Here is a 25295-nt window from a genome sequence, read left to right on the forward strand (position 1 = left end):
GCCGGTACGGCATGAGCTGGGTGCGGATCGGCCTGAACCGGACCGCGCCCGACACGGCCGTACCGCCGCCCGCGCCCTACAATGGGCGCATGCAGATCGGCCCGTACACCATTGCCCCCAACGTCGTGCTGGCGCCCATGGCCGGCGTTACCGACAAGCCTTTCCGCCTGCTGTGCAAACGGCTGGGCGCGGGACTGGCCGCCTCGGAAATGACCATCAGCGACCCGCGCTTCTGGACCACGCGCAAGTCGATCCATCGCATGGACCATGACGGCGAGCCGGCACCGATCAGCGTGCAGATCGCCGGCACCGAGCCGCAGCAGTTGGCCGAAGCCGCCCGCTACAACGTGGACCACGGCGCGCAGATCATCGACATCAACATGGGCTGCCCGGCCAAGAAGGTGTGCAACGCCTGGGCCGGTTCGGCACTGATGCGCGACGAACAGCTGGTGGCGCGCATCCTCGAAGCGGTGGTCAACGCGGTGGACGTGCCGGTCACCCTGAAGATCCGTACCGGTTGGGACTGCGACCACCGCAACGGCCCTCTGATCGCCCGCATCGCCGAGGACAGCGGCATCGCCGCACTGGCTGTGCACGGCCGCACCCGCGACCAGCACTACACCGGCCAGGCCGAGTACGCCACGATCGGCGAGATCAAGGCCGCACTGCGCATTCCGGTGATCGCCAACGGTGACATCGATTCGCCGCAGAAGGCGGCGTTCGTCCTGAAGGAAACCGGCGTGGACGCAGTGATGATCGGCCGCTCGGCACAGGGCCGGCCGTGGATCTTCCGCGAGGTGGCGCACTACCTGGCCACCGGCGAGGAACTGCCGCCGCCGTCGCTGGATGAAGTGCGCGACATCCTGCTCGGCCACCTGCATGCGCTGCATGCGTTTTATGGCGAGCCGCAGGGCGTGCGCATCGCGCGCAAGCACCTGGGCTGGTACGCCAAGGATCGACCGGAGAATGCCGCCTTCCGCGCAGTGGTCAACCGCGCCGAAGACCCGCAGAGCCAGATCGCGCTGACCACCGAGTACTTCGACCGTCTGATCGCCGGGGAACCGGCGTTGTCATCTGCTGCCTGAGCGCGCCAGCCGCTCGTAACCTGCCCGACTGCCTTGATCCGTAGAGTCGAGCTTGCTCGACTCTACGCGCCCCTTCCATTGATCACGCTCGACGCTACAAGAGCCCGCCCCCATGACCCCGCCGATCTCCTCCCCGACCTACCTGCACGGCTTTTCCGGCACCGAGCAGCAGCGCCTGATGACCCAGGCACGGCTGCTGGAATCGAGCATCTTCAGCCAGATCGACTACAGCGGCGCGCGTCGCCTGCTGGAAGTCGGCAGCGGCGTCGGCGCGCAGACCGAAATCCTGCTGCGCCGCTTCCCCGAGCTGCACGTGACCGGCGTGGACCTGAGCGAAACACAGCTGGCCACCGCGCGCGAGAACCTGGCGCGCACACCGTGGTGCAGCGACCGCTACACCCTGCAGCAGGCCGACGCTGGCGAACTTCCGTTCGAGGCACGCAGCTTCGACGCGGCGTTCCTGTGCTGGGTGCTGGAGCACGTACCGTCACCAGCACGCGTACTGAGCGAGGTGCGCCGCGTGCTGGCCCCGGGTTCGCCGGTCTACATCACCGAGGTGATGAATGCCTCGTTCCTGCTCGACCCGTATTCGCCGCATATCTGGCGCTACTGGATGGCCTTCAACGATTTCCAGTACGACCACGGGGGAGACCCGTTCGTCGGTGCCAAGCTGGGCAACCTGCTGCTGGCCGGCGGCTTCCGCGACGTGCACACCGAGATCAAGACCATCCACCTGGACAACCGCGAGCCGGCACGTCGCAAGACGATGATCGCGTTCTGGGAACAGCTGCTGCTGTCGGCCGCCGACCAACTGTTGCAGGCCGGATCGGTGGACGAGGAAACCGTGGAAGGCATGCGTCGCGAGTTCCGCCTGGTGCAGAACGACCCGAACGCGGTGTTCTTCTACTCGTTCGTGCAGGGCCGCGCCACGGTGTATTGATTCGGTGGAGCCACGCCATGCGTGGCTGCCTTCGCCGATGCACCCCGCCATCCACGCATGGCGTGGATCTACCGATCAATGCACGGCGCTGTGGTCGACCGCACCCGGCTGTGCTGCCGGCTCCTGCCAGATCCGCTGCCACATCGCGGCCAACCGGCGTCCAACGTCGGCGCGTGCGGCCGGGCTGCTGTAATCCACCCGCACCTGCTCGGGCGTGATCGCCCGCCACTGCCCATCAGCCTGCTCGGCCACCGCGAAGTTGAACGTGTAATCCGGTTCCAGGCCCATGCGCAGGTCGCTCAGCACCAGCCGGCCGTCAACCACCTGTGCACGCATGAAGCCACGGTTGAACCACGTCAGCTGCTGCACCGCCGGGACGCTCCCTGCTTCACGCAACGCCTGCACGTTGGACGCATGGCCTTCGAACCGCATCGGCCCGTGGTCGGCCACCAGCGAACGGTCGCCCACTACGTAGCCGTTCGGCGTCATCGCCACCACCCGCCACAGCAGGGTATTGAACGGCATCGGTACCGAAAAGCGCGGCGCATTGCCCAGGCCCATCGCGGCCAGGCTCTGCTGTGCGGCACGGTCGACCTGGGCCTTGGCGATCAGGCCCCAGCCCAGGTAGCCACTGCTGAGCAGCAGGGCCACGCCCAGCACCTTGCCCGCCCAAGGCCGGGCGCGGCCAAACCAGGCCAGCACGCAGCCCAGCAGCAGCCACACGGTGTAGGCCGGATCGATGATGAAGACGCTGGAACCCATGGTCGGGTGTGGCCGCAACGGCCACCACAGCTGCGTGCCATACACGGTGAACGCATCGAGCACGGGATGAGTGACCAACGCCAGCAGGATCGCCCAGAACCAGCGCACCGGTGACTGTGCGACCCGCCCGTTGCCGAAGCGCTTGAACAACCACCAGATCAGCGCCGCCACCCAGGGCAGCACCAGCAGCGAATGGCTGAAGCTGCGGTGCTCGATCATGTTCGCCACCGGATCGGCGGCAGTGAAGCCGAGCCACAGGGCGTCGAGGTCCGGCAGGGTACCGAGCGCGGCACCGGCCAGCAGGGCCGCGCGGCGGTGGCCGGGCGGAGCGATGGCAGCAGCGACGGCGCCGCCGAGCACGATCTGGGTCAGGGAATCCATGGGCCGATGCTAGCGGCTTGCGGGCGGTGTATGTAGAGCCGAGCCCATGCTCGGCTGCTCTTCGTTCGGCGCCACGTCAGCCGAGCATGGGCTCGGCGCTACAGGAGGGCAGACGCGCGTTATGCCGCCTGCGACAAGCGCGCGCCCGGCAGTTCCACCAGGGTCTGGCCGTTGTGATCGAGCAGGCGCAGCGCGCCATCATGGTCTTCGGCCAGTGCAGTCAGGCTCTCCACCCAGTCGCCGTCGTTGGCGTAGACCAGTCCATCGCGCTCGATCAGTGCGGCGCGGTGGATGTGGCCGCAGACGATGCCATCCAGGCCGCGCCGGCGCACATCGTCCAGCCCGGCCTGCACGAAGCGCTCGATGTAGCGTTCGGCCGCACCACTGCGCTTCTTCAGGAATTCCGAGAGCGACCAGTAGCGCATGCCCAGCCGCCGCCGCACCGCGTTCAGCGCCTGGTTGCCGGTCAGGATGCGGTAGTACAGCCAGTCACCGAACTTTTCCTGCAGGCCACCGAAGTGGGTTACCCCGTCGTACTCGTCCCCATGCGCGACCAGCAAGCGACGGCCGTCGGCGGTCACGTGGATGGCGCGGCGGCGCACCTGCATGGCCGGCAGCATCAGCCCACATACGTGGCGCAGCGAGGCGTCGTGGTTGCCGGGGATGTAGATGATCTCGGTCCCTGCACGGCGCAGCGCATGCAGGGCCTGGATGACTTCGCTGTGCGACTGGCGCCAGTTGGCGCGGCGATGCGCCATCCACCACAGGTCGATGATGTCGCCCACCAGGTACAACCGTTCGCAGCGCAGCTGCGAGAGGAACCGCGCCAGCTCGGTGGCATGGCAATGACGTGAACCCAGGTGCACGTCGGAGACGAACACTGCGCGCCGGTGCGGCGACAGGTTCGCCAGCGTGCTCATGCCGGCGTCCCCGCGTCGCGCAGGTAGCGTTTGCGCTTGTTCGGCCTGATCGCGCACAGGTCCACCTCGATCAGGCCGTCGATCGAATCGCTGAAATCCGGGTCGACACCGAAGGCGAGGAAGCGCGCGCCGCCGGGTTCGCACAGATCGGTGTACTGGCGGTACAGCGTCGGCACACCGGTACCCAGTGCGGCCAGGTTGGCCTTGAGCACATCGAACGCGGCACCTGCATCCAGCTCGCCGAAACTCGGCGGCGCGGCGAAGTACTGGAAGGGGCGGTTCGATTCGACCAGGCCGGCGGTACCGCTGTAGTAGCGCTGGTAGTACGCCACCAGCTGCTCGCGTGCATCGCGTGGCAGCGCTGCGCTGATCGACACCGCGCCGAACAGGTAGCGGATGCCCGGCCGGCACTGCAGGTAGGCGCCGATGCCCTGCCACAGGTAATCCAGGCTGCGGCTGCCCCAGTAGTCGGGTACCACGAAGCTGCGGCCCAGTTCCAGGCCTTCGGCGATGTGGGTGATGGCGTCGTCGGAATAGCGGAACAGCGACGCGCTGTAGAGCCCGGACAGGCCGTGCCGGGCCAACGCCTGCGCACCGCGCATGATCCGGTAGGCACCGGCGATGCGCTGCGCGGCGGCGTCCCAGATCACGATGTGCTCGTACTGCGGATCGTAATCGTCCAGGTCGCGGCTGCGCCCGGTGCCCTCGCCCACCTGGCGGAAGGTCAGCTCGCGCAGGCGGCCCAGCTCCAGCAGCAGTGGCGAATCGGCGGTACAGGTCGCCAGCAGGATCTGCTTGCCGTCGGCGGTCTGGCCCAGCTGGGTGGCGGCAGCGATGCCGGCGGCGACCTGCGAAGGTGGCACCGGGGACGCCAGCGGCTCGGGGCCTGCAACAGCCGCGGCATCGCCCGCCGCCCCATTACGGCCCAGCGCATACAGCGCGCGGCGCACCGCCAGCAGCTGTGCGCCCGGGTCGCCGCCCCTGCCCAGCTGCATCGGCTCGCCGATGCTCAGCCGCAGCGGACGGCCACGACGGGTGAACATCTCGCGCGCCAGCAGCGCGGTGCCCGCCGGCTTGAACAGGGTCGAGGCGCCGTAGAACAGCGCCGAGTTGCGCGCCTCCACACGCACCGGCAGCACCGGCGCGCCAGCGGCACGGGCAAAGCGGACGAAACCGCGCTGCCAGCGGCCATCACGGATGCCGCGCAGCGACAGCCGCGAGACCTCGCCGGCCGGGAACACGATCACGCACTGCTCGGCGGCCAGCGCCTCTTCGACGGCATGCAGGCTGCCACGCTGGGCCTTGCCACCGAGGATGCGTACCGGCAGCAGCAGGTCCTGCAGTGGCGCGATCGCCCCCAGCAGGTCGTTGGCCACGATCCGCACGTCACGGCGGATGCGGCCGACCGCGTCCAGCAGTGCGAGGGCGTCCAGTGCCCCGGAAGGGTGGTTGGCGACGATCAGCAGGCGGCCGGTGGCCGGGATCTTCGCCAGCGCGGCCGGATCCACCTGGTACTGGCCGTCGATGAACTCCAGGCCGGCGGCGACGAAGCCGAAACCACGCAGGCCTGAGCTGCGCTGCAGGAAGGCTTCGATCTGGTCCAGCCGCGACCAGCGACCGACGCTGCGCAGCAATGGCCGCGCCAATTGGCCCCGGCGGCCGTGGAACCAATCGGGGAAGCGTTGCTGGAGACGCTGTTCAAGTTCCTGCATGGCAGATCCACTCATGCCCGGCGGCCGGATTGGCCGACAGCCTGCGCTCGGCAGGCGGCAGCCAGATGGCGGTTTTGGGGCAGAACGATGACGGCCGGACAGCCGCTGCCGGGCGTTGCGGCCCGCGCAGTCGGGGCCGGTAGCAGCCCGGCGTGTTGTCACGCTGGTGGAACACTAGGCCTCGAGGCTGGACCCCAATCCCGGCCGGACGGCCCCTGCCGGGGCTACGCGGGCTTAACCACCGGCAACCGGTACAGGTTCACAATGCACAGGCGGCGCACCCCGTGTATCATTCGCGCCCATCTTTCCATCCGAATCAAGGGATATTACGCCTGATGTCCAGCTATCTCTTCACCTCCGAGTCGGTCTCCGAAGGCCATCCGGACAAGGTTGCCGACCAGATCTCCGATGCGGTGCTGGACGCGATCCTGACCCAGGACCAGCGCGCCCGCGTGGCCTGCGAGACCATGGTCAAGACCGGTGTTGCCATCGTGGCCGGTGAGATCACCACCAGCGCCTGGATCGACCTGGAAGCGCTGACCCGCAAGGTCATCACGGACATCGGCTACGACAGCTCCGACGTCGGCTTCGACGGCGCCACCTGCGGCGTGCTGAACCTGATCGGCAAGCAGTCGCCGCACATCGCCCAGGGCGTGGATCGCAAGAAACCGGAAGAAATGGGCGCTGGCGACCAGGGCCTGATGTTCGGCTATGCCACCAACGAGACCGACAGCTACATGCCGGCCGCGATCCACCTGTCGCACCGCCTGGTCGAGCAGCAGGCCAAGATCCGCAAGAAGAAGAACTCGCCGCTGTCGTGGCTGCGCCCGGACGCCAAGAGCCAGGTCACCCTGCGCTATGAAAACGGCGTGGTCTCGGCCATCGACGCCGTGGTCCTGTCGACCCAGCACGCCCCGGGCATCAAGCAGAAGGACCTCATCGAGGCCGTCCGCGAAGAGATCATCAAGCCGGTGCTGCCGGCCAAGTGGCTGCACAAGGGCACCAAGTTCCACATCAACCCGACCGGCAAGTTCGAGATCGGCGGCCCGGTGGGCGACTGCGGCCTGACCGGCCGCAAGATCATCGTCGACACCTACGGCGGCTGGGCCCGTCACGGTGGTGGCGCCTTCTCCGGCAAGGACCCGTCCAAGGTCGATCGTTCGGCGGCCTACGCGGCCCGTTACGTCGCCAAGAACGTGGTTGCCGCCGGCCTGGCCGACCGTTGCGAAGTGCAGGTCTCCTACGCCATCGGCGTGGCTGAGCCGACCTCGATCTCGGTCACCACCTTCGGCACCGGCAAGATCAGCGACGACAAGATCGAGAAGCTGATCCGCAAGCACTTCGACCTGCGCCCGTACGGCATCATCAAGATGCTGGACCTGGTGCACCCGATGTACCAGCAGACTGCGGCCTACGGCCACTTCGGCCGCAAGCCGAAGGAGTTCAGCTACCTCAACGGCGAAGGCGAGACCGTCAACGCCACGGCCTTCTCGTGGGAGAAGACCGACCGCGCCGCCGCCCTGCGCGCCGATGCGAAGCTGAAGTAAGAAACACGAAGGGCCGCGCAAGCGGCCCTTCTCTTTTCTGGTAGAGCCGGCCGCTGGCCGGCTTTTTCATGGCCTCCGGAAACAGTCGCGTGGTTGCCGGCCAGCGGCCGGCACTACCGGTTGCCGATACAATCGCCGCATGTCGACCGAACTCAAAACCCACCAGCTGTCCATGACCGTGCTGATGTCGCCGGAGATGGCCAATTTCTCCGGCAAGGTCCACGGTGGCGCCATCCTGCGCCTGCTCGACCAGGTCGCCTACGCCTGCGCCAGCCGTTACGCCGGCAGCTACGTGGTCACCCTGTCGGTGGACCAGGTGATGTTCCGCCAGCCGATTGCGGTGGGCGAGCTGGTCACCTTCCTGGCCTCGGTGAACCATACCGGCACCTCGTCGATGGAGATCGGCATCAAGGTGGTGGCCGAGGACATCCTCAAGCGCAGCGTGCGCCACGCCAACAGCTGCTTCTTCACCATGGTGGCCGTGGATGAGGAAGGCCGGCCGACGCCGGTGCCGCCGTTGCAGCCGGCCACCTCCGACGAGAAGCGCCGCCAGGCCGCCGCATTGATCCGCCGCCAGCTGCGCCAGGAAATGGAACAGCGCCATCTGGAACTGCTGGCGTCGAACCCGCCATCGCCGGAAGAATGAGGGCTTTGCCGGCCAGCGGCCGGCACTACTCTTCCCGTTCGGGCAGATAGGGAGAGCGGAACCGCTCGATGTTCAATAACGGGTTGGCGTCTGCCAATGCGGCCGAGGCGTCCACCGACGACACCGCATACATGTAGTAGTCGTAGCCGAAGTGCACTTCGGCGTTCTGACAGACCAGCTTGCACCAGAAGGCGTTGCGCAGCACGCCGCGCGCCACCCGCTCAATCTCGTGCAGGCCGAGTTGCTGGCCCTCGTGGTACTGACACGGGCCGTGCGAAGAAAGCGACTGGATGCGAAGGAACTCGACACCGATGCCGACGCAGAAACGCCTTATCACGTCCAGATAGGCATCCTCGACAACGAGGTAATCCTCGATGCTCACGCGCTTGCCGACATCGCTGAAGTCAGTCCACTCCTCGGGCGGTGACCATAGGTACCCCTCAGGCGTCCGCTGCCAGTATTTGCTGATACGCCAGGAATGCTTCATGGGGCGGGAGGATACCGGAAGGTGCCGGAGGCAGCCGTGCATCCGACATCGTGGTAGTGCCGGCCAGCGGCCGGCACTACCATTTCGAATTCGCCGGGCAACGCCCGGCGGATGCATTTCACCCGGTGTTCTGCACGCCCTGCGAAACACCGTTCACGCAGGCCACCAGCGCGCGCAGCAGGTCCTCATCCTCGCGCCCGCTGGTCCGCCAGCGCTGCAGCAGATCCACCTGCAGCACGCTGATCGGATCGACGTAGGGATTGCGCAGGCGGATCGACAGCGCAAGCCGCGCATCGTGGTCCAGCAGCGTCCGCTGGTCCATCAGCGCCAGCAGCCAGTGCCGGGTGAGTTCCAGTTCGCGCTGCACCTGTGGGAAGAAGCGCCCGTGCAGCTCGCCGGACAGCTTCGAGAACTGCTCGGCAATGGTGATATCGCCCTTGGACAGCACCATGGCGATGTCGTCCAGGAACGTACGGAAAAACGGCCAGTCTCGCGCCATGTCGCGCAGGGTCTGTTCGTGGCCGGCATCAATCGCCGCCTGCAGGCCACTGCCCACGCCATACCAGCCGGGAATCACCGCGCGTGCCTGGCTCCAGGCGAATACCCACGGAATCGCGCGCAGGTTGCCCAGTGCTGCGTCCTGGCCGAGCCGGCGCGACGGACGCGAGCCCAGCGTCATCCGCTCGATCACATCGATCGGCGTGGCGGTGCGGAAGTAGTCCATGAAGCCTGCCTGGCCGACGAAGGCGCGGTAGACCTCGCTGCTGGAGCCAGCGACCACATCCATCACCGGTCGCCACTCATCCTCGCGGGGTTCGGCAGCCCGCGGGCGCAGGCTGGCGCGCAGTACCGCGCCGGTGGCCTGTTCCAGCGAGCGCAGCGCCAGCGCACGGATGCCGTATTTGCGATGGATCACTTCGCCCTGCTCGGTCACCCGCAGGCGGCCATCAATGCTGCCGCGTGGCGAAGCATCCACCGCGTGCGTGGTCTTGCCGCCACCACGGCTGATCGAACCACCACGGCCATGGAAGAAGGTCAGGCGGATGCCGGCCTCGGCCGCCACCTCCAGCAGTTCCACCTGCGCACGCTGCAGGCCCCAGCGCGAAGCGGCGATGCCACCGTCCTTGCTGCTGTCCGAATAGCCCAGCATCACCATCTGCACGTCGTCGCGTGCGTGCAGGTGCGCGCGATAGATCGGGTCGGCCAGCAGGTCACGCAGGGTGGCGGTGCCACGCTTGAGGTCGTCCACGGTTTCGAACAATGGCGCAATATCCAGCGGCACCGAACCGCCCTCTTCCACCAGGCCGCCACGGCGTGCCAGCGCCAGCACGGCCAGCACGTCACTGCGGTCGTGTGCCATCGAGATGATGTAGCTGCCCAGCGCATCGCCACCATGGCGCGCACGCGCATCGGCCAACGCCGCGAACACGGCGTCCAGTCGCTGGTTGCCTTCGTCGTCGCCCTTCGGCAACGGCGCGTCCCCACTGGCATGCGGCGCCAGCAGACGCGCACGCCCCACGGCATCGAGACGGTCCCACGCTGCGTCGCCGCCCAGCACGGTGGCCAGCGCGCGCGCATGCACGCTCGATTCCTGGCGCACGTCCAACCGCGCCAGGTGGAAGCCGAAGGTCTTCACCCGCCACAGCAGGCGCTGTACGGCAAAGCCACCGGCATGCTCCCCGCGGTTGGCGCGCAGGCTGTCGAGGATCAGCTGCAGGTCGTCGATCAGTTCATCGGGGCCGGCGTAAGCGCCTTCGCCGTCATCCAGCGTGGCCTGCAGGCGTGCACGCATGCGGTCATTGAGCAGGCGGTAGGGCATGTCGGCATGGCGTGGGCGCGACTGCACCTGCGGCAGCAGCTGCTGGTAGTGCGCCACGCGCGCCTGCAGCGCATCGCTTACGCCCACCCGCTCGGTGGACTGGCTGAGCAGGCTGGCCAGCTGCAGCAGTTCCTTCTGGTAGCGCCCGAGCACTGCCTGCCGCTGCGCATCCAGCGTATTGCGGATGGTGTGCGCGTCCACGTTCGGGTTGCCGTCCATATCACCACCCACCCAGGTACCGAAGCGCAGCAGGCGTGGCAGCGGCAGCTCTTCGCCGTAGGTATCGCACAGCGCCTGCTGCAGCGATTCGTACAGCACCGGAATCACCCGGTACAGCACCTGCACCAGGTAGAAGCCGACGTGCTCGCGCTCGTCATCGACGGTGGGCCGCACCGGCGAGGAATCGGTGGTCTGCCATGAGGCGGTCAGCGCCATGCGGAAGCGCGCGGCATCGGCGGCGGCTTCACCCGGCGTGCGCTGGCCGTCGAGATTGTCGACCAGGCTGGCCACCATCAGCTGCTCCTTCTCCAGCAGCGCGCGGCGCACTGCTTCGGTCGGATGTGCGGTGAACACCGGTTCGATGTCGATGCGGGGCAGCCACTGCGCCAGCTCGTCCAGGCCCACGCCCTGCGCCTTCAGGTGCTGCAGTGCATCCTGCAGGCCATCGGGCTGCGCCCCTGCGGTACCGGCGCGCTGGTAGTCACGGCGGCGGCGGATGCGATGCACGCGCTCGGCGATGTTGACCACCTGGAAGTAGGTGCTGAAGGCCCGCACCATGGTCTCGGCCTGTTGCGGCGTGCGCCCGGCCAGGCCATCGGCCAGCTCCGACAGCGGCGCCTGGTTCTCGCGGCGGGCGATGGCGCGGGTGCGCACGTCTTCGACATCGTCGAGGAAGGCGGCAGAGACCTGTTCAACCAGCAGGTCGCCGACCAGCGCGCCGAGCCGGCGCACGTCATCGCGAAGCGGAAGATCGGGGGAAGCAAACTCGATGCTGCTGCGGTACTCGTTCATCGGCGACGCACAGGCCTCGGTCAACGGATCCAGACCCCAAGCCTAAACCAGAACGGGCATCGTGCTGCGATGCAAAAATGGTTTCATCTGGTAGTGCCGGCCGCTGGCCAGCAACCTCAGGTCGCGTGGGTCCATGAGGTTGCCGGCCAGCGGCCGGCACTACCGGGTCACGTCAGCGCTTCTTCTTCGCCTTGCCCTGCTCGGCCGGGCCGATGGTCTGCTCCAGCCAGCGCTCGCTCTCGGCCAGCATGGTCATGATCGATTCGCGTGCACGGTAGGCATGCGATTCGTTCGGCAGCATCACCAGACGCGCAGTGCCACCCAGGCCCTTCACTGCGGCGAACATGCGCTCGCTCTGGATCGGGAAGGTGCCGGAGTTGTTGTCGTCCACGCCGTGGATGAAGAGGATCGGGTCCTTGATCCTGTCGGCGTAGTTGAACGGCGCCATCTTCTGGTAGACGTCTTGCGCCTGCCAGTAGTTGCGCTCCTCGGCCTGGAAGCCGAACGGGGTGAGCGTGCGGTTGTAGGCGCCGCTGCGCGCGATACCCGCCTTGAACAGGCGCGTATGCGCCAGCAGGTTGGCGGTCATGAACGCACCATAGGAATGGCCACCAATGGCGATGTGATCGCGATCGGTCACGCCACGGCGCACCACTTCATCCACGGCTGCCTGCGCGTTGGCCACCAGCTGTTCGATGTAGGTGTCGTTCGGCTCCTTGTCACCCTCGCCGATGATCGGCATCGACGGGCTGGCCAGCACCACATAGCCCTTGGCCAGGAACGCCTGCGGGCCCCAGTAGCTGACCGCATTGAAGCGGTACGGCGAATCGGTCACCTGGCTGGCCGCAGCCGCGCTCTTGAACTCGCCCGGGTAGGCCCACATCAGCAGCGGCCGCGGGCCGTCGCGCTTCGGATCGTAGCCCGGCGGCAGCAGCAGGGTCGCGGTCAGGTCGACGCCATCCTTGCGCTTGTAGCGGATCTGCTCCTTCTGCACGCCCTTCAACTGCGGCAGCGGATGCGCGAAGTGGGTCAGCGCATGCGGCGCAGCACCGGCATCGGCCAGCGACTGCACGTAGAAGTTGGCCGGCTCGTCGGGGCTCTCGCGGCTCAGCAGCAGCGAGCTGGCCTGATCGTCCAGCAACGCCACCGGCAGCGCATAGCTCGGTGCCTGCGAGTGGAACAGGCGGGTGGCCTTGCCCGTGGCGACATCGAAGCGGTCCACGAACGGACGATCGCCTTCCGGCGATGCACCGGCACCGGCCAGATACAGGCTGCTGCCATCGGCGCTGGTCTGCAGCAGCGAGCGCCCGCGGTCGTCGCTGGACAACAGCGGCCGGCCCGGATCGGAATAGCGGTCCTGCCCGTCTCGATCCCATAGCAGGCGCGGCCCGGCGCTGGCATTGTCCGGGGCGATCAGCCAGGTCTTGGTCTTACGGGTCTTCCACCACGACTCGGTCAGCAGGGCCAGGTCGCCACGGCCCCAGTTGATGCCCACCAGGCGGCTGCCGAGCTGGGCCAACGTCACCGGCGGCTTGTCGAACGGCGCAGCCTGCATCAGCACCGCATCGCGCACCTTGGCGTCCCTGTTCGGGTCGCCGCCGTCCTGGGCTTCGGCCCAGACCAGCGTGGCGTCGGCATCACCACGCCAGCTGATATCGCGCACGCCGGTCACTTCAGCGTCGTTGCCGGTCGGCAGACCTTCCACCAGCGGACGCACAGCCACGGTGTGCACCAGCTTGCCGCTGGCCCGGTCGATCACTTCGATACGGCGCGGGAAACTGCTCACCGGCACCACGTAGGAATACGGCCGCTGCACCGGCTGGCGCAGCACGAAGCGGCCATCCGGCGACACCGAGAAGCCCATGAAGATGCCGGCCGCGCCGATCGCGCGGGTGTTGCCATCCAGGCTGACTTCCATCGGCTGGGTGGTGGCGTAGTAATCGAACTGGCGCGCGTCGGCCTCGTTCTTCAGCAGGTCCTGGTAGGTACGGATCGACACCACGCCGCCGCCCTGGCTGGTCTGCTGCACGGCCGGGCCGGTCGGAATGCCATCGGCGGCCGGGGCCGCACCAAGGTTGGCCGGGCGCGTGAACACCACCAGGCCGCGGCTGTCCGGCAACCACTGGTAGCCACTGCCGATCACCGTGTTCAGGCCGGCGACCAGACGACGGGCGCTGCCGCTGGCGACATCCACCAGCCACAGCTCATTGGCGCCGCTGGCGGCGTCGACCTGGTTGAAGGCCAGCCACTTCTGGTCCGGCGACCACATCACGCTGGCGATCGACAGCTTGGCCGGCAGGCCGCTGATCTGCCGTTCCTTGCCGTCGGCCACGTTCATCAGCCACAGCTTCTCGCCGAAGCTGAAGCGGCTGTCGGAGAAGGTGCGCGGGTTGATGCGCAGTCCGGCCAGCTTCAGTTCCGGCTGCGCCACCACCTGGATCGACGGCAGCGACGGCATCTGCATCATCGCGGCGACATCGCGGCGCGGCGACAGGTACAGCAAGGGCGCGCGCGGCGCGTCCACCACCGCCTGCAGCGCCGCCGAAGGCAGTTCGTAGCCATTGACGCCCTGGGCCTGTACCTGGGCGGGCTGCGGGGCCGCGGCCCAGGCCAGCGGGGCCACCGCCAGCAGTCCCATCGACAGGACCAGGCCGGTCCAGCGCCGTGTGCGGCGCGCGTGCATGCTCATCGTTCCACCTGTGTGATGCGTGAAAACACCGACCTTAACAGGCCGTGCACGCCGCCCCATCTGCCGATGGTTGGGTCATCCGGATGTCATGCCGGGGCCGCGATATAATGGGGGTTCTCCCCTGCCGAGGGGCGCTGCGACCGGATCCCACGAGGCCCGGCCAGGCTCGGTAAGGTGGCTTTGTAACAACGGCGCCCGGCTAGATGCGAGCACCCGCTCGCCCACAACCGGAGCACACGAATGAACGCTGTTGCCAAGACCTTCTCCACCGAAGGTGATTACAAGATCCGCGACATCACGCTGGCCGACTGGGGCCGCAAGGAACTGGACATCGCCGAGCACGAAATGCCGGGCCTGATGTCGATCCGCCGCAAGTACCAGGCCGAGCTGCCGCTGAAGGGCGTGCGCGTCACCGGCTCGCTGCACATGACCATCCAGACCGCCGTGCTGATCGAGACCCTGAAGGACATCGGCGCCGACGTGCGCTGGGCCTCGTGCAACATCTTCTCGACCCAGGACCACGCCGCTGCCGCCATCGCCGCCACCGGCACCCCGGTGTTCGCCTGGAAGGGCGAAACCCTGGAAGAGTACTGGGACTGCACCCTGGACGCGCTGACCTTCACCCTGGCCGACGGCACCCTGACCGGCCCGGAGCTGGTGGTCGACGACGGCGGTGACGTGACCCTGCTGATCCACAAGGGCTACGAGCTGGAAAACGGCAGCGACTGGGTCAACACCGCCTCCTCCTCGCACGAAGAACAGGTCATCAAGAACCTTCTCAAGCGCGTCGCCAAGGAGCGCCCGGGTTACTGGGGCCGCGTGGTCAAGGACTGGAAGGGCGTCTCCGAAGAGACCACCACCGGCGTGCACCGCCTGTACCAGCTGGCCCAGGCCGGCACCCTGCTGATCCCGGCGATCAACGTCAACGACTCGGTCACCAAGAGCAAGTTCGACAACCTGTACGGCTGCCGCGAGTCGCTGGCCGATGGCCTGAAGCGTGCGATGGACGTGATGCTGGCCGGCAAGGTGGCCGTGGTCTGCGGCTACGGCGACGTCGGCAAGGGCTGCGCCGCCTCGCTGCGTGCCTACGGCGCGCGCGTGATCGTCACCGAGATCGACCCGATCTGCGCCCTGCAGGCGGCGATGGAAGGCTATGAAGTCAACACCATCGAATCGACCCTGGGCCGTGCCGACCTGTACGTCACCACCACCGGCAACAAGGACATCATCCGCATCGAGCACCTCAGCGCGATGAAGGACCAGGCCATCGTCTGCAACATCGGCCACTTCGACAACGAGATCCAGGTCGATGCGCTGGTGTCGTTCGCCGGCATCAAGCACGTCAACATCAAGCCGCAGGTGGACAAGTACATCTTCCCGAACGGCAACGCGATCTTCCTGCTGGCCGAAGGCCGCCTGGTGAACCTGGGCTGCGCCACCGGCCATCCGAGCTTCGTGATGTCCAACAGCTTCGCCAACCAGACCCTGGCACAGATCGACCTGTGGGCGAACAAGGACAGCTACGAGAAGAAGGTCTACCTGCTGCCGAAGAAGCTGGACGAAGAAGTGGCCCGCCTGCACCTGGAAAAGATCGGCGTGAAGCTGACCACCCTGAGCCAGGAACAGGCCGACTACATCGGCGTGCCGGTGGAAGGCCCGTTCAAGCCGGACCACTACCGCTACTGATGCCTGCAGGGTGCCGGCCAGCGGCCGGCACTACCGGTGCATGCGACACACGGAACGGGCGCCTTCGGGCGCCCGTTCTGCGTTTGCGCGTGGCCATGCACCGCGCATCCGCCCGCAGTAGCCTCGGTCAAGGCAACGCCGCCGGGCCGCGCTACGATGCCTACATGACTCCGGCCATCAACCTGCTCAAGCGCGAGAAGATCGCCCATACCGTGCGCAGCTACGTGCACGATGCTCACGCCGAATCCTATGGCGGCGAAGCCGTCGACAAGCTCGGCCTCGACCCGGCCCAGGTGTTCAAGACCCTGCTGGCCAGCACCGAGACCCACGAACTGCTGGTCGCGATCGTGCCGGTGGCCGGCCAGCTGGACCTGAAGGCCCTGGCCGAAGCGGCCGGCTGCAAGAAGTGCGAGATGGCCGCCGCTGACGCTGCACAGCGCGCGACCGGTTACCTGGTCGGCGGCATCAGCCCACTGGGGCAGAAGAAGCGCCTGCGCACGTTCCTGGACGCCAGCGCGCAGGCATTGCCCGCACTGCATGTCAGCGCCGGGCGCCGCGGCCTCGAGGTGGAACTGGCGCCGACCGACCTGCTGCGATTGACGGCCGGCCACTACGCCGCCATCGGCAAGGCCCGCTGATGCGCTGGCCCTGGTCTGCAGCGCCGATACCCCGGCTCGACGATGCACAGGCCGATGTGCTGCTGCAGGACCTGCTGTCGCGCGACGCAGCGCGCATCACCGATGCTGCACGCACGGTCGCACGGCTGTTCAGCGCGTCCTCGCTGGATGCATTGGCCGCGCACGCGGACCTGATCGAACAGCGCTGTCAGGGCGTCGCGCTCGGCGGCATGCTGATCAGCAACCAGGCGCATCTGAAGGCCGCCCTGCGTCGGCTGCGTTACTGGCGTGCACGCGAGGGTTGCCTGTGCGCGCTCAATCCCGGCTACCCGTTCTTCGATCCCCGTCGCCTGATCGAACAAGGACAGATGCAGCTGCTCGCGGTGGAAGAGGCCGAGGGCAGCTGGGGCGACTGCCACACCGTTGCCTGCACCCAGTGCGGCCAGCATTGGCAGGCCATCGACCGCGAGTACCACTACCCATGGTGGGAGTGGAACCCTGCCTGACGCGTCCTCCGCCACGCGTGGATGGCGGTCACTCCACCCACTCGTACCGCATGGGTACACGCACGATGGTCAGCTCCGGTGCCGAGCCCGCCGCATCGGTGCGGATGAAAGGCCAGCGGCGCAGTTCTTCCACCGCTGCCTCATCCAGCAACGCGTGGCCACTGGACGTCTCCACGATCACGGCTGCAATCGTCCCCTGCGCGTCAATCAATGCCTTGAGCAGGCTGCGCCCGGAAAGTCCCTGTTGCATGGCCTCCGGTGGATAGCGCGGCGACACGCCGCGCGCCGGTGCCCACGAAACACCGCCGCCCGCGAACAGATCCCGGCTGCTGCGCGCCGCGCAGTGCTTCGGCAGGCGCAATTGCAGGGATAGCCGCGCGTCGTCGATGGTCACCTCCGCGGGCGCCGCGCAGGCGTGTTGCGCGAGCACCTCCAGCATCTGCTGCTGCCGAAGCAACGCCTTGCCGTTGGCCGCCGTCACCTCAACCATGCAACGACCGTCACTGGACTGCATCGACAGCGCGGTCAGCCCGGCATCGCGCAGCCCAGGCAGGGCCGCCAATGGCGCGCACGCGATGTCAGCAGCGGGCTTGGCCGCCAGCGCCGTGGCGCAAGGCAACACGCCAACCAGCAACACCGGAATCATCCTTGCCCAGATATCCATGCCCCGTCCCTGCTGGGTTGGCCTGGTCCGAGCATAGTGGGCGCCCGGGGCCTGGTTCAAACGATCGGGTCAGAGCCCCGCGCTGCGGGGATCCGACCCGGGCCGGCTCACGGCCGCCAGTTGGCGTTGTTCTCCCAGAACGCGACGGAGCGCTGGTAAGCCTCGCGATCCAGCGGCACACCGGAACCGCCCTCCTCCACGCCCAGTGCATTGCGCATCATGGTGATCGGCGCCATCGGTACCTCTTCGGGTTCGGCGGTGTAGATACAGCCGACGATGCCCCAGTCGGCCTCGATCGGTGAACCCTCCTTCGCCAGCTGCCCGGCGCTGTACAGGATCACCACCAGATAGTTCGCGCGCGGCGACTCCACCCCCTCGAACCAGCGCACCAGTACCGGCAGTTCCTCGCGGTTGCGCGCTTCGTAGCCGCTGCGCAGCTGGTGGCGGTTGGCCTCGGTGACCGGCACCGTCAGGCAGCGCGTGCTGGTCCAGTTCTCGTAGACGAACAACTTGCAGAACGGGGCGTAGCCGTCGAGCACCTTCAGCGGCGCGTGCGCATTGAGGTGTGCCTCGAACTGCTCGGCAGTGCAGTCCTGGATGGTGTTGCCGCGCGGCACACGCGGGAACAGGCGGGGACGGGCGAAATCGGTGAGGACGATGGACATGGCGCGGCGCAATCTGGGAATCCGCTGCACAGGGTAACCGCCCCGGCGGTACGGCGTGCGGGATGCCGATGGTCACTGGCATCCGCGTCCATCTTGCCGCACCCTGCGGGCGACCCATCGCAAGGATCGCCGGCTCATGGATGCAGCACGCGCGTTGCCCCGTTCCGCCCGCCGTCGGCGATGGCCGATCGTACTGGCCATTCTCCTGCTGGCGCCGCCAGTGCTGTTCACCGCCGCCCTGCTCTGGCCGCTGTCGGCACCGCCGTTGCCCGAGCCGGGCAACAGCCGCGTGATCGTCAATGCGCGGGTGGTGGACGTCGCGCGGGGCCAGGTCAGTGAACCCACCACAGTGACAGTGCGCAACGGCACGATCGCCGCCATCGGTGAAGCTCCACGGGACGCCACGCTGCCGGTGTTCGATGCCGGTGGCCGGTGGCTGCTGCCCGGTTTCTGGGACATGCATACCCATGCGCTGCAGCTGTCGCCGCAGCTGCAGTTCCCGCTGATGCTGGCCAACGGCATCACCGGCACCCGCGACATGATGGACTGCCCCCAGGCTACCGATCCGTTGATCGCCTGCGTGGCCGACAAGCGCCGCTGGACCGCACAGGCCATGGCCGGGCAGCAGGTTGCGCCGCGCTTCGTGCAGGTCGCAAGCTTCTACTTTGAAGATCCGTCACTTGCGCCGGAGGCCGCCGCCGAGCGTGCACGCACGTACAGCGCGCGCGGCGTCAACGCGTTGAAGGTCTACAACCGGCTGCGTGCGGATACCTACCAGCGGCTGGCCACCGAGGCGCAGCAGCTGCGTCGCCCGCTGGTCGGCCACCTGCCCAAAGCGGTGCCGCTGGAGGGCGCACTGCAGGCAGGCCAGCGCAGCTTCGAGCATGCCCATCTGTTCGTACGCCACTGCTTCGACAACGCGGCGGCGTGGCGCGGTGGCACGCTCGACAGCGAGGATCCAACCGCGCTGGCCGAACGCATGGTCGGCGGCTACCAGCCCGCGCTCTGCAACGAGGCGTTCGGTGTGATGCAGGCCAGCGGTGCCGCATTCGTACCCACCCATGTCACCCGCGAAGAGGATGCGCGTGCGCGCGACCCCGCCTTCATCAACGATCCGCGCCTGGCCTATCTCGATCCGCTTTCACGCTGGGCGTGGCGTGATGACCTGCAGGCCACCGTGGCGCGCCACCCCGGCCTGCGCGGCGAAGACGCACTGAAGGCCTACTTCGAGCACGGGCTGGCGCTGACCGGCGCCGCGCATCATGCGGGCGTCACCGTGCTGGTCGGCACCGATACCGGGCTGGGCGGCTTCCGCTACCACGATGAACTGCAATGGCTGCGGCAGGCCGGCCTGAGCCAGGCCGACGTGCTGCGCGCAGCCACGCTGCAGGCCGCGCGCCATCTGGACCTGCAGGCATCGCATGGCAGCGTCGAGGTCGGCAAGGTGGCCGATCTGGTGCTGCTCGATGGCAATCCGCTGCACGACACCGCCAATACCCGCCGCGTGCATGCGGTGCTGCTGGCCGGCCATCTCTACGACCGCCCGCGGCTGGATGCGCTGCTGGCCTATGCGCGCAAGCAGGCACGTTCGCCCGCCGTGATGGCGCGGTTGTTGTGGGGCTTCCTCACCAGCCCCGTCAGTGCCGAGCTGTAGCGGCAGCTACAACGCCATCCGCTCGCGCAGTTCACGCGCCTGCCGGCGCGACACCTCCACCTCGCTGCCGTCATCCAGCGCCAGGTCATAACCATCAGCGATGCTGGGCGTCACGCCACGGATGCGGCGCAGGTTGACCAGCGTATTGCGGTTGGCACGGAAGAACAGATCCGGCGGCAGGCGTGCTTCCAGCGCGCTCAGGCTGCGGGTCAGCAGGGCGTTCTGGTCGCGGAACCACAGCCGCGTGTAGTTGCCATCCACCACCAGCCGGCGGATCTCGGAGACCGCCACGAACCAGCAGCGTTCGCCCTCGCGCACGAACACCTGGTCCTGCGCACCCAGCGTGCCGCGCGACTCCGGCGTTTCGGCCGCCACCACTTCGCGCTGGCGCGCCCGCTCCAGCGCCTCCAGCAAGCGCGGCGCCTCCACCGGCTTCACCAGATAATCCAGCGCATTGGCCTGGAACGCACGCACCGCGTAGGTGTCGTAGGCAGTAACGAAGACCACGGCCGGCACCACCTCCAGGCCGTCCAGCACGTCGAAGCCGCTGCCGGAGGGCATCTGCACATCCAGCAGCACCAGGTCCGGGGCCAGCGTGGCGATCGCCTCGCGCGCGGCCGGCACATCGTCGGCCTCGCCCACGCACTGCACCCACGGCAGCGCCGACAACAGCGTGCGCAGCTCCTGCCGCGCCAGCCGCGCATCATCAACGATCAACACGCGCAGCACGCCATTCATTGCGGAATCTCCAGCAGGGCCTGCATGCGGTCGCCGACCGGCTGCAGGGTGAAACGACCTTGCGTACCGAGCTGCGCACGCAGGTAGGCCAGGCCGACGCCATGTCCGTGGGTGGGCTCGCTGACGCTGGCCAGCGGATTGTCCACCTGCAGGCGCAGCACGTCATTGTCCAGCGTGGCATGGATCTGCACCTCGCCGCCGCCCGGGCGGCTGGCGATGCCGTGCTTGATCGCGTTCTCCACCAGCAGCTGCAACGCCATCGCCGGCAGCTGCGCCTGCATGGCATCGGCATCGATCTGCTGCCGCACCTGCAGGCGCTGTTCAAAATGGACCGCCTCGATGGCCAGGTAGTCGTCGACCACCGCCAGTTCCTCGGCCAGCGTGACCTGCTCGCTGCGGTTGTGCGCCAGCGCCTGGCGCAGCGTGCGCGACAAGCGGGTGACCATGTCGCGGGCCCGTTCCGGGTCTTCCAGGATCAGCGCACGCAGGTTGTTCAGCGCATTGAACATGAAGTGCGGGTTGAGCCGCGCACGCAGCGCATCGCGCTCCAGGGCGCTGCGTTCGGCCTCGGCGCGCAGGCGGGCCAGCTCACTGTGGCGTGCCCGCCGCAGGCCGTGCAGGCCCGCCCACAAGCCGGTCCACATCAGCAGGAACAACGCGGTGTTCATCCAGTACACCAGCAGCGAAGACCACTGGTAATCCGCATGGCCGCCAGGCAGTTGCACCCAGCCCAGCGCCAGTGCCGGCAGCAGCAGCGCCGCCGTTACCGCCTGAGCGACGCTGGCCCCGAGCACCACACCGGCGGCCAGCTTCAGTACCAGGCTGGCCAGGCTCGCATCCCACCAGCGCTGGCGCAGTGCAATCGAACGCAGTGCGCCGCTGCACAACCAGAGTGAGACCGCCACGCTGACGGTGATCAACACGATGCCACTGAACACCGCACCGCCGCCGATCCGCGTGCCGACCCACAGCCCGTACATCGCATAGCCAGCCCATGCCAGTGCGTTGAGCGTCCAGAAGCGGCGGGATGACGTGGTGGCGTCCATGCGGGCTCTCGGCGATGGCAGGAGGGCGGACAACGGTCAGGGATGCGCGGCGAGGAAACGCTGCACCTGTTCCTGCAACCAGCGCGGATCATCCCACATCAGGAAGTGGAAACCCTGCGCGCTCATCGCGATCTGCACGCCCCGCAGTTTCGCGTACTGCGACTGGAATACCGCCCGGGTGCCGTCCTCGGTGCCACCCATCGGCTGGTAGCCGGCCCAGCTGCCCAGCACCAGCGTCGGTGCGGCGATCGAAGCGATGCTGTCACGCAGGTCGGTGGTCATCACCGCATGCATGGCATCGGCCGTGGTCTGGCGGTCGCTGTCTTCGCCCCAGCGGCCCAGTTCGGCCTGGCGCTGCGGATCGCGGGTCATCCCCGGCAGGCCCGCCCTCAACTGCGCCTGCCATTGCGCGGCGTCGGCGGCCAGCATGCCCTTGCGCAGCTGGTCGGCCATCGGCCGCACGCTGTCAGCGGTGGCCTTCGGGTCACGCGCGGCCGGCAGGAATGGCAGGGCGTCAACCACCACCAGCGCGCTGACCGCCTTCGGCTCGGCCTGCGCCATCTGCAGGCCCAGCAGGCCACCGAGGCTGTGGCCAACCACCACCACCGGCCCCAGGTGCTGGTCATGCAGGTAGGCCAGCAGTTGCCCGCGCATCGCCGGCAGGAACTCGGCCGGGCGCGGATCAGCGGCTGCGGCGCCGGCAAAGCCCGGCAGCTGCACCAGATGGCACTGCACATCCTTCAGGGCCAGGCAGGTCTCGCGCCAGACCTCAGCACTGCTGTTGAGACCGGGGATCATGAGCAGCGGGCGGCCCTTGCCGACCACCTCGACCTGCACCTTGCCCGCCGCCGGGGCGCTGGCGCTGGCGGCGTGCGCCGAGCCGGAACCGAGCACGGCCATCGCCATGCCGATCATCGCCAGCCGGGCCAGGGCCTTCATTGCATACCAGAGTGCCAGGAAGATCTTCATCGTCTGCTCCTTCGTCGGGTGGGTGTTGCCGGGATGGGAACAGCGTGCCGCCGGCCACGGCACCCGGGTTGCGATTTCGGAGCAGCGGCCGATCGCCGGGGCGAACGGTCGCAGGCGACGGACGGTGCGCACCCGCACAAATTGACAACATCCATCTTGATGAAGCGATATACTGATCCGCACCCGCCGCTGCCGCCCGTGCCATGACCGCCATCAGCTTCGAGTTCTATCCGCCCAAGACCGACGAACAGCGCAGCCAGCTGGACCGCGCCGCGGCCAGGTTGAAGGACTACGGCCCCGAGTACGTGTCGTGCACCTTCGGTGCCGGTGGCTCGACCCTGAGCTACACCTCCGAGACCGTGCGCCACCTCAACCAGCACCATGGCTTCGATGCCGCACCGCACCTGTCCTGCGTCGGTGGCACCCGTCAGGAAATCCGCGAGCTGCTCAAGCTGTACCGCGCCATCGGCTGCCGCCGCCTGGTCGCGCTGCGCGGCGATCTGCCGTCGGGCATGGGCTTCCCCGGTGACATGCGCTATGCCGCCGAACTGATCGACTTCATCCGCGCCGAGCATGGGGATGCGTTCCATATCGAAGTGGGCGCGTACCCCGAAACGCACCCGCAGGCTTCCGACGCACTGGCCGACCTGAAGCACTTCAAGGCCAAGATCGACGCCGGTGCCGATGCGGCGATCACCCAGTACTTCTTCAACCCGGACGCGTACTTCCATTTCGTCGACGAAGTGCGGCGGCTGGGTGTGCAGGTGCCGATCACGCCCGGCATCATGCCGATCGCCAACTTCAGCCAGCTGCGCCGCTTCTCCGAACAGTGCGGTGCGGAGATCCCGCGCTGGATCAGCCGCAAGATGCAGGCCTATGGCGATGATGCGGAGTCGGTGCGTGCATTCGGCACTGAAGTGGTGGCCAAGCTGTGCCAGCGCCTGATCGAGGGCGGCGCCCCCGGCCTGCACTTCTACACCTTGAACCTGGCCAAGCCGACCACCTCGGTACTGAAGCTGCTGCAGGGCTGAAAGCACGGCGCGCAAGCGTGATCGGCGCTACCCTGCGAGGATGATCCGGCTTTCCTTCCTGCTGTTGCTGCTGCCGCTGTGCGTGCTATCGAACGATGTCCACGCGCAGGCCACGCGCCTGAACCGCTGCACCGATGCCCAGGGCCAAAGCGTGTATACCGACCGTCCCTGCGACAGCCTGGGTGCGCAGTCGCGGCTGCCACCGCCTGCGCCCGCCGGCAACACCCTGCAGCGCGACACCCTCGGGGCACGCTGCCCGCGGCGGCTGAGCGAACTGGTGGATGCACTGCGTACTGGCATCCTCAGCAACGACGTGAACCGGCTGTCCTCGCTGTACCTGTGGGGCGCCGTTTCCGATGCGGGCGCGCAGCGCATCCTCGGCCAGCTGGAATCGTTGGCGCGGCGGCCGCTGGTGGACGTGGTGCCGGTGTATCCCTCGCAGGCGCTGCCGCAATCGCAGGATGAGGGTCAGAGCCCTGCGGCGCAGGGATCCGACCCTGAGCCCCCGGCCGTGCGCCATCCGGTCGGCCTACGCCTGGAGCAGACCCTGCCCGGCAGCGCGTCGCGCGCTTCGACGGTGCTGGGGTTGCGACGGCAATACGGGTGCTTCTGGATCACACTGTGATCGCCAGGGGTCGGATCCCTTTCCTGCGGAAAGGGCTCTGACCCCCGATTCCAGCGATGGGGTCAGAGCCCCGCGTTGTGGGGATCCGACCCTGTTTGCATCACGCAGGCCACAGCGCGCGGATGGCGGCGATGCCCTGCCCGCCATGGCGGCGCGCCTCGGAGACATGGCCACTGCCCATGCCACCCAGCGCGTAGATCGGTAGTGACACCTGCGCACGCAGCTCGGCGAAGGCATCCCAGCCCAGCGGCACGGCATCGGGATGGCTGGCCGTGGCCTGCACAGGACCCAGCACGGCGAAGTCGCAGCCCAGCCGCTGTGCGGCCTGCAGCTGCTGCAGGTCATGGCAGGACGCGGCCACCAGCTGGCCTTCGGGCAGTGGACGCTGCGACAGCTCCAGCAGCTGTTCGCTGCCCAGGTGCACCCCCACGCCCAATGCGCGTGCCAGCTCGATATCGCGGTTGAGCAACCACTGCACCCCGCTGCGACGATGCGCGCGCACGACCTGTTCGACCATCGCCTGGCGCTGCGGATGCGCCATCGGCAACCGCAGCTGGATGCGCTGCTGGCCCGCCGCCACCACACGCTGAAGCTGCTCATGCCAATGCTGCACGCCGTCGGCGTCATCGGCCGGCGCCGGGGTGATCAGGTAGCTGTCGGGCTGGCGCAGGGCGGCCACCACCGGCAGGTCGGCCGGTGGCATCGAATAGCGGCCCAGCTTGTCCGGCGCCACCCAGGTGATCGCCTGCCCCTCACGTCCGCGTGGGGTGCCCTTCCAGCTGCGCACGTGGCGCACCTCCAGGGTCAGGTGCTTGTCCGGATAGCGCTGCGGCACGTCCATCAGCCACTCGCCGACATCGGCCTCGATGCCCAGCTCCTCGCGCAGCTCGCGCACCAGCGCCTGTTCGGAGGTCTCGCCGGATTCGCGCTTGCCGCCGGGGAATTCCCACAGGCCGGCCATGTCGCGGTTCTCGGTACGGCGGTTGAGCAGCACGCGGCCACGGGCATCGGTGATGACGGCCGCTACAACGTGGATCGATCGGGTGGGGGAAGCCATGGGGGAAGCATGCCCAGAACAGGGCGACCGGCGCAATC

22 protein-coding genes and 1 riboswitch are annotated in these 25295 nt (G+C 67.9%); of the genes, 10 read left to right on the forward strand and 12 right to left on the reverse strand.

Translation table 11 applies throughout. From position 1 onward, the window contains the following. The first annotated feature begins 89 nt into the window (after nt 1-89). Both dusB and VPH47_RS17905 read left to right on the forward strand, forming a co-directional pair. Entirely contained in the window at nt 90-1085 is a 996-nt protein-coding gene (gene dusB / locus VPH47_RS17900) for a tRNA dihydrouridine synthase DusB (RefSeq protein ID WP_368851395.1), read from the forward strand. A gap of 112 nt (nt 1086-1197) precedes the next feature. Beyond that, a complete protein-coding gene (locus VPH47_RS17905; RefSeq protein ID WP_368851396.1) occupies nt 1198-2025 on the forward strand; it encodes a class I SAM-dependent methyltransferase in 828 nt (275 codons plus the stop codon). 75 nt (nt 2026-2100) lie between these two features. Here VPH47_RS17905 and VPH47_RS17910 read toward each other — a convergent pair whose 3' ends face one another. The 3 genes from VPH47_RS17910 to VPH47_RS17920 all read right to left on the reverse strand — a co-directional run bounded on the left by VPH47_RS17910 (nt 2101) and on the right by VPH47_RS17920 (nt 5800). Continuing rightward, the gene (locus VPH47_RS17910; RefSeq protein ID WP_153856312.1) at nt 2101-3168 is read right to left on the reverse strand and encodes a metal-dependent hydrolase; all 1068 of its coding nucleotides are present in this window, start codon (nt 3166-3168) and stop codon (nt 2101-2103) included. Nucleotides 3169-3287: 119 nt separating this feature from the next. Beyond that, nucleotides 3288-4088, reverse strand: coding sequence for a UDP-2,3-diacylglucosamine diphosphatase (locus VPH47_RS17915; protein ID WP_368851397.1), 801 nt, complete (start codon nt 4086-4088; stop codon nt 3288-3290). Then, nucleotides 4085-5800 (reverse strand): lysophospholipid acyltransferase family protein, encoded by a 1716-nt coding sequence (locus VPH47_RS17920; protein WP_110711064.1) that lies wholly within the window; start codon nt 5798-5800, stop codon nt 4085-4087. The genes VPH47_RS17915 and VPH47_RS17920 overlap by 4 nt, the downstream gene beginning before the upstream one ends. Before the next feature lie 335 nt (nt 5801-6135). Here VPH47_RS17920 and metK point away from each other — a divergent pair, with 335 nt between their 5' ends. Continuing rightward, nucleotides 6136-7347, forward strand: coding sequence for a methionine adenosyltransferase (metK, locus tag VPH47_RS17925; RefSeq protein ID WP_010481882.1), 1212 nt, complete (start codon nt 6136-6138; stop codon nt 7345-7347). A 139-nt stretch (nt 7348-7486) separates the two neighbouring features. Then, nucleotides 7487-7993 carry an acyl-CoA thioesterase gene (locus VPH47_RS17930; protein ID WP_121504888.1) on the forward strand — a complete coding sequence of 169 codons (507 nt, stop codon included), beginning with the start codon at nt 7487-7489 and terminating at the stop codon, nt 7991-7993. Nucleotides 7994-8018: 25 nt separating this feature from the next. Here the strand turns inward: VPH47_RS17930 and VPH47_RS17935 are convergent, their stop codons facing one another. The 3 genes from VPH47_RS17935 to VPH47_RS17945 form a co-directional block, all read right to left on the reverse strand. Further along, complete coding sequence (locus VPH47_RS17935) at nt 8019-8480, reverse strand: hypothetical protein (RefSeq protein ID WP_368851398.1); 462 nt, start codon at nt 8478-8480, stop codon at nt 8019-8021. A 118-nt stretch (nt 8481-8598) separates the two neighbouring features. Continuing rightward, nucleotides 8599-11310: a phosphoenolpyruvate carboxylase gene (gene ppc, locus VPH47_RS17940; protein ID WP_368851399.1), complete on the reverse strand. Its 2712-nt coding sequence runs from the start codon at nt 11308-11310 to the stop codon at nt 8599-8601. Between the two features lie 172 nt (nt 11311-11482). Beyond that, complete coding sequence (locus VPH47_RS17945) at nt 11483-13999, reverse strand: prolyl oligopeptidase family serine peptidase (protein WP_368851400.1); 2517 nt, start codon at nt 13997-13999, stop codon at nt 11483-11485. Between the two features lie 120 nt (nt 14000-14119). Further along, nucleotides 14120-14203: riboswitch (S-adenosyl-L-homocysteine riboswitch) on the forward strand. 36 nt (nt 14204-14239) lie between these two features. Here VPH47_RS17945 and ahcY point away from each other — a divergent pair. The 3 genes from ahcY (at nt 14240) to VPH47_RS17960 (ending at nt 16808) form a co-directional block, all read left to right on the forward strand. Beyond that, nucleotides 14240-15685: an adenosylhomocysteinase gene (gene ahcY, locus VPH47_RS17950; RefSeq protein WP_004154241.1), complete on the forward strand. Its 1446-nt coding sequence runs from the start codon at nt 14240-14242 to the stop codon at nt 15683-15685. A 164-nt stretch (nt 15686-15849) separates the two neighbouring features. Further along, the gene (gene ybaK, locus VPH47_RS17955) at nt 15850-16323 is read left to right on the forward strand and encodes a Cys-tRNA(Pro) deacylase (protein WP_110714254.1); all 474 of its coding nucleotides are present in this window, start codon (nt 15850-15852) and stop codon (nt 16321-16323) included. Continuing rightward, entirely contained in the window at nt 16323-16808 is a 486-nt protein-coding gene (locus VPH47_RS17960) for a hypothetical protein (protein ID WP_180854801.1), read from the forward strand. Before ybaK ends, VPH47_RS17960 begins: the two co-directional genes overlap by 1 nt. 28 nt (nt 16809-16836) lie before the next feature. Here the strand turns inward: VPH47_RS17960 and VPH47_RS17965 are convergent, their stop codons facing one another. Both VPH47_RS17965 and VPH47_RS17970 read right to left on the reverse strand, forming a co-directional pair. Then, nucleotides 16837-17472, reverse strand: a complete 636-nt coding sequence (locus VPH47_RS17965) for an energy transducer TonB (protein WP_180847586.1) — start codon at nt 17470-17472, stop codon at nt 16837-16839. Between the two features lie 107 nt (nt 17473-17579). Continuing rightward, nucleotides 17580-18137 (reverse strand): DUF3228 family protein, encoded by a 558-nt coding sequence (locus VPH47_RS17970; RefSeq protein ID WP_049425078.1) that lies wholly within the window; start codon nt 18135-18137, stop codon nt 17580-17582. 136 nt (nt 18138-18273) lie between these two features. On the opposite strand from VPH47_RS17970, the gene VPH47_RS17975 reads away from it, so the two are divergent. Continuing rightward, the gene (locus VPH47_RS17975) at nt 18274-19791 is read left to right on the forward strand and encodes an amidohydrolase family protein (protein WP_368851401.1); all 1518 of its coding nucleotides are present in this window, start codon (nt 18274-18276) and stop codon (nt 19789-19791) included. A gap of 6 nt (nt 19792-19797) precedes the next feature. Here VPH47_RS17975 and VPH47_RS17980 read toward each other — a convergent pair whose 3' ends face one another. From VPH47_RS17980 to VPH47_RS17990, 3 genes are read right to left on the reverse strand one after another with little or no spacing between them, the layout of a single operon-like run. Then, the gene (locus tag VPH47_RS17980) at nt 19798-20529 is read right to left on the reverse strand and encodes a LytTR family DNA-binding domain-containing protein (protein ID WP_153856301.1); all 732 of its coding nucleotides are present in this window, start codon (nt 20527-20529) and stop codon (nt 19798-19800) included. Then, a complete protein-coding gene (locus VPH47_RS17985) occupies nt 20526-21575 on the reverse strand; it encodes a sensor histidine kinase (protein ID WP_153856300.1) in 1050 nt (349 codons plus the stop codon). The genes VPH47_RS17980 and VPH47_RS17985 overlap by 4 nt, the downstream gene beginning before the upstream one ends. Nucleotides 21576-21611: 36 nt before the next feature. Next, the gene (locus VPH47_RS17990; RefSeq protein WP_368851403.1) at nt 21612-22544 is read right to left on the reverse strand and encodes an alpha/beta fold hydrolase; all 933 of its coding nucleotides are present in this window, start codon (nt 22542-22544) and stop codon (nt 21612-21614) included. Nucleotides 22545-22747: 203 nt separating this feature from the next. Here VPH47_RS17990 and metF point away from each other — a divergent pair, with 203 nt between their 5' ends. After that, the gene (metF, locus tag VPH47_RS17995) at nt 22748-23575 is read left to right on the forward strand and encodes a methylenetetrahydrofolate reductase [NAD(P)H] (RefSeq protein WP_049399801.1); all 828 of its coding nucleotides are present in this window, start codon (nt 22748-22750) and stop codon (nt 23573-23575) included. A gap of 40 nt (nt 23576-23615) precedes the next feature. Continuing rightward, nucleotides 23616-24200 carry a DUF4124 domain-containing protein gene (locus VPH47_RS18000; RefSeq protein WP_368851404.1) on the forward strand — a complete coding sequence of 195 codons (585 nt, stop codon included), beginning with the start codon at nt 23616-23618 and terminating at the stop codon, nt 24198-24200. Nucleotides 24201-24300: 100 nt separating this feature from the next. Here VPH47_RS18000 and VPH47_RS18005 read toward each other — a convergent pair whose 3' ends face one another. Beyond that, on the reverse strand, nt 24301-25257 hold the full coding sequence (locus tag VPH47_RS18005; RefSeq protein WP_110711054.1) for a Nudix family hydrolase: 957 nt from the start codon (nt 25255-25257) through the stop codon (nt 24301-24303). Nucleotides 25258-25295 lie beyond the last annotated feature (38 nt).

Origin of the sequence: Stenotrophomonas sp. WED208, from assembly GCF_040984485.1 — a bacterium.
GTDB classification, from domain to species: domain Bacteria; phylum Pseudomonadota; class Gammaproteobacteria; order Xanthomonadales; family Xanthomonadaceae; genus Stenotrophomonas; species Stenotrophomonas riyadhensis.

Excerpts from the sequence above, each read along its gene's own strand:
- VPH47_RS18005 (WP_110711054.1), bottom strand. The coding sequence starts at position 25,257 with ATGGCTTCCCCCACCCGATCGATCCACGTTGTAGCGGCCGTCATCACC.
- VPH47_RS17965 (WP_180847586.1), bottom strand. The coding sequence starts at position 17,472 with ATGGATATCTGGGCAAGGATGATTCCGGTGTTGCTGGTTGGCGTGTTG.
- VPH47_RS17935 (WP_368851398.1), bottom strand. The coding sequence starts at position 8,480 with ATGAAGCATTCCTGGCGTATCAGCAAATACTGGCAGCGGACGCCTGAG.
- ybaK (WP_110714254.1), top strand. The coding sequence starts at position 15,850 with ATGACTCCGGCCATCAACCTGCTCAAGCGCGAGAAGATCGCCCATACC.
- metK (WP_010481882.1), top strand. The coding sequence starts at position 6,136 with ATGTCCAGCTATCTCTTCACCTCCGAGTCGGTCTCCGAAGGCCATCCG.
- VPH47_RS17990 (WP_368851403.1), bottom strand. The coding sequence starts at position 22,544 with ATGAAGATCTTCCTGGCACTCTGGTATGCAATGAAGGCCCTGGCCCGG.
- VPH47_RS17910 (WP_153856312.1), bottom strand. The coding sequence starts at position 3,168 with ATGGATTCCCTGACCCAGATCGTGCTCGGCGGCGCCGTCGCTGCTGCC.
- VPH47_RS17945 (WP_368851400.1), bottom strand. The coding sequence starts at position 13,999 with ATGAGCATGCACGCGCGCCGCACACGGCGCTGGACCGGCCTGGTCCTG.
- VPH47_RS17960 (WP_180854801.1), top strand. The coding sequence starts at position 16,323 with ATGCGCTGGCCCTGGTCTGCAGCGCCGATACCCCGGCTCGACGATGCA.
- dusB (WP_368851395.1), top strand. The coding sequence starts at position 90 with ATGCAGATCGGCCCGTACACCATTGCCCCCAACGTCGTGCTGGCGCCC.
- VPH47_RS17930 (WP_121504888.1), top strand. The coding sequence starts at position 7,487 with ATGTCGACCGAACTCAAAACCCACCAGCTGTCCATGACCGTGCTGATG.
- VPH47_RS17915 (WP_368851397.1), bottom strand. The coding sequence starts at position 4,088 with ATGAGCACGCTGGCGAACCTGTCGCCGCACCGGCGCGCAGTGTTCGTC.
- ahcY (WP_004154241.1), top strand. The coding sequence starts at position 14,240 with ATGAACGCTGTTGCCAAGACCTTCTCCACCGAAGGTGATTACAAGATC.
- ppc (WP_368851399.1), bottom strand. The coding sequence starts at position 11,310 with ATGAACGAGTACCGCAGCAGCATCGAGTTTGCTTCCCCCGATCTTCCG.
- VPH47_RS17985 (WP_153856300.1), bottom strand. The coding sequence starts at position 21,575 with ATGGACGCCACCACGTCATCCCGCCGCTTCTGGACGCTCAACGCACTG.
- metF (WP_049399801.1), top strand. The coding sequence starts at position 22,748 with ATGACCGCCATCAGCTTCGAGTTCTATCCGCCCAAGACCGACGAACAG.
- VPH47_RS18000 (WP_368851404.1), top strand. The coding sequence starts at position 23,616 with ATGATCCGGCTTTCCTTCCTGCTGTTGCTGCTGCCGCTGTGCGTGCTA.
- VPH47_RS17980 (WP_153856301.1), bottom strand. The coding sequence starts at position 20,529 with ATGAATGGCGTGCTGCGCGTGTTGATCGTTGATGATGCGCGGCTGGCG.
- VPH47_RS17905 (WP_368851396.1), top strand. The coding sequence starts at position 1,198 with ATGACCCCGCCGATCTCCTCCCCGACCTACCTGCACGGCTTTTCCGGC.
- VPH47_RS17970 (WP_049425078.1), bottom strand. The coding sequence starts at position 18,137 with ATGTCCATCGTCCTCACCGATTTCGCCCGTCCCCGCCTGTTCCCGCGT.
- VPH47_RS17975 (WP_368851401.1), top strand. The coding sequence starts at position 18,274 with ATGGATGCAGCACGCGCGTTGCCCCGTTCCGCCCGCCGTCGGCGATGG.
- VPH47_RS17920 (WP_110711064.1), bottom strand. The coding sequence starts at position 5,800 with ATGCAGGAACTTGAACAGCGTCTCCAGCAACGCTTCCCCGATTGGTTC.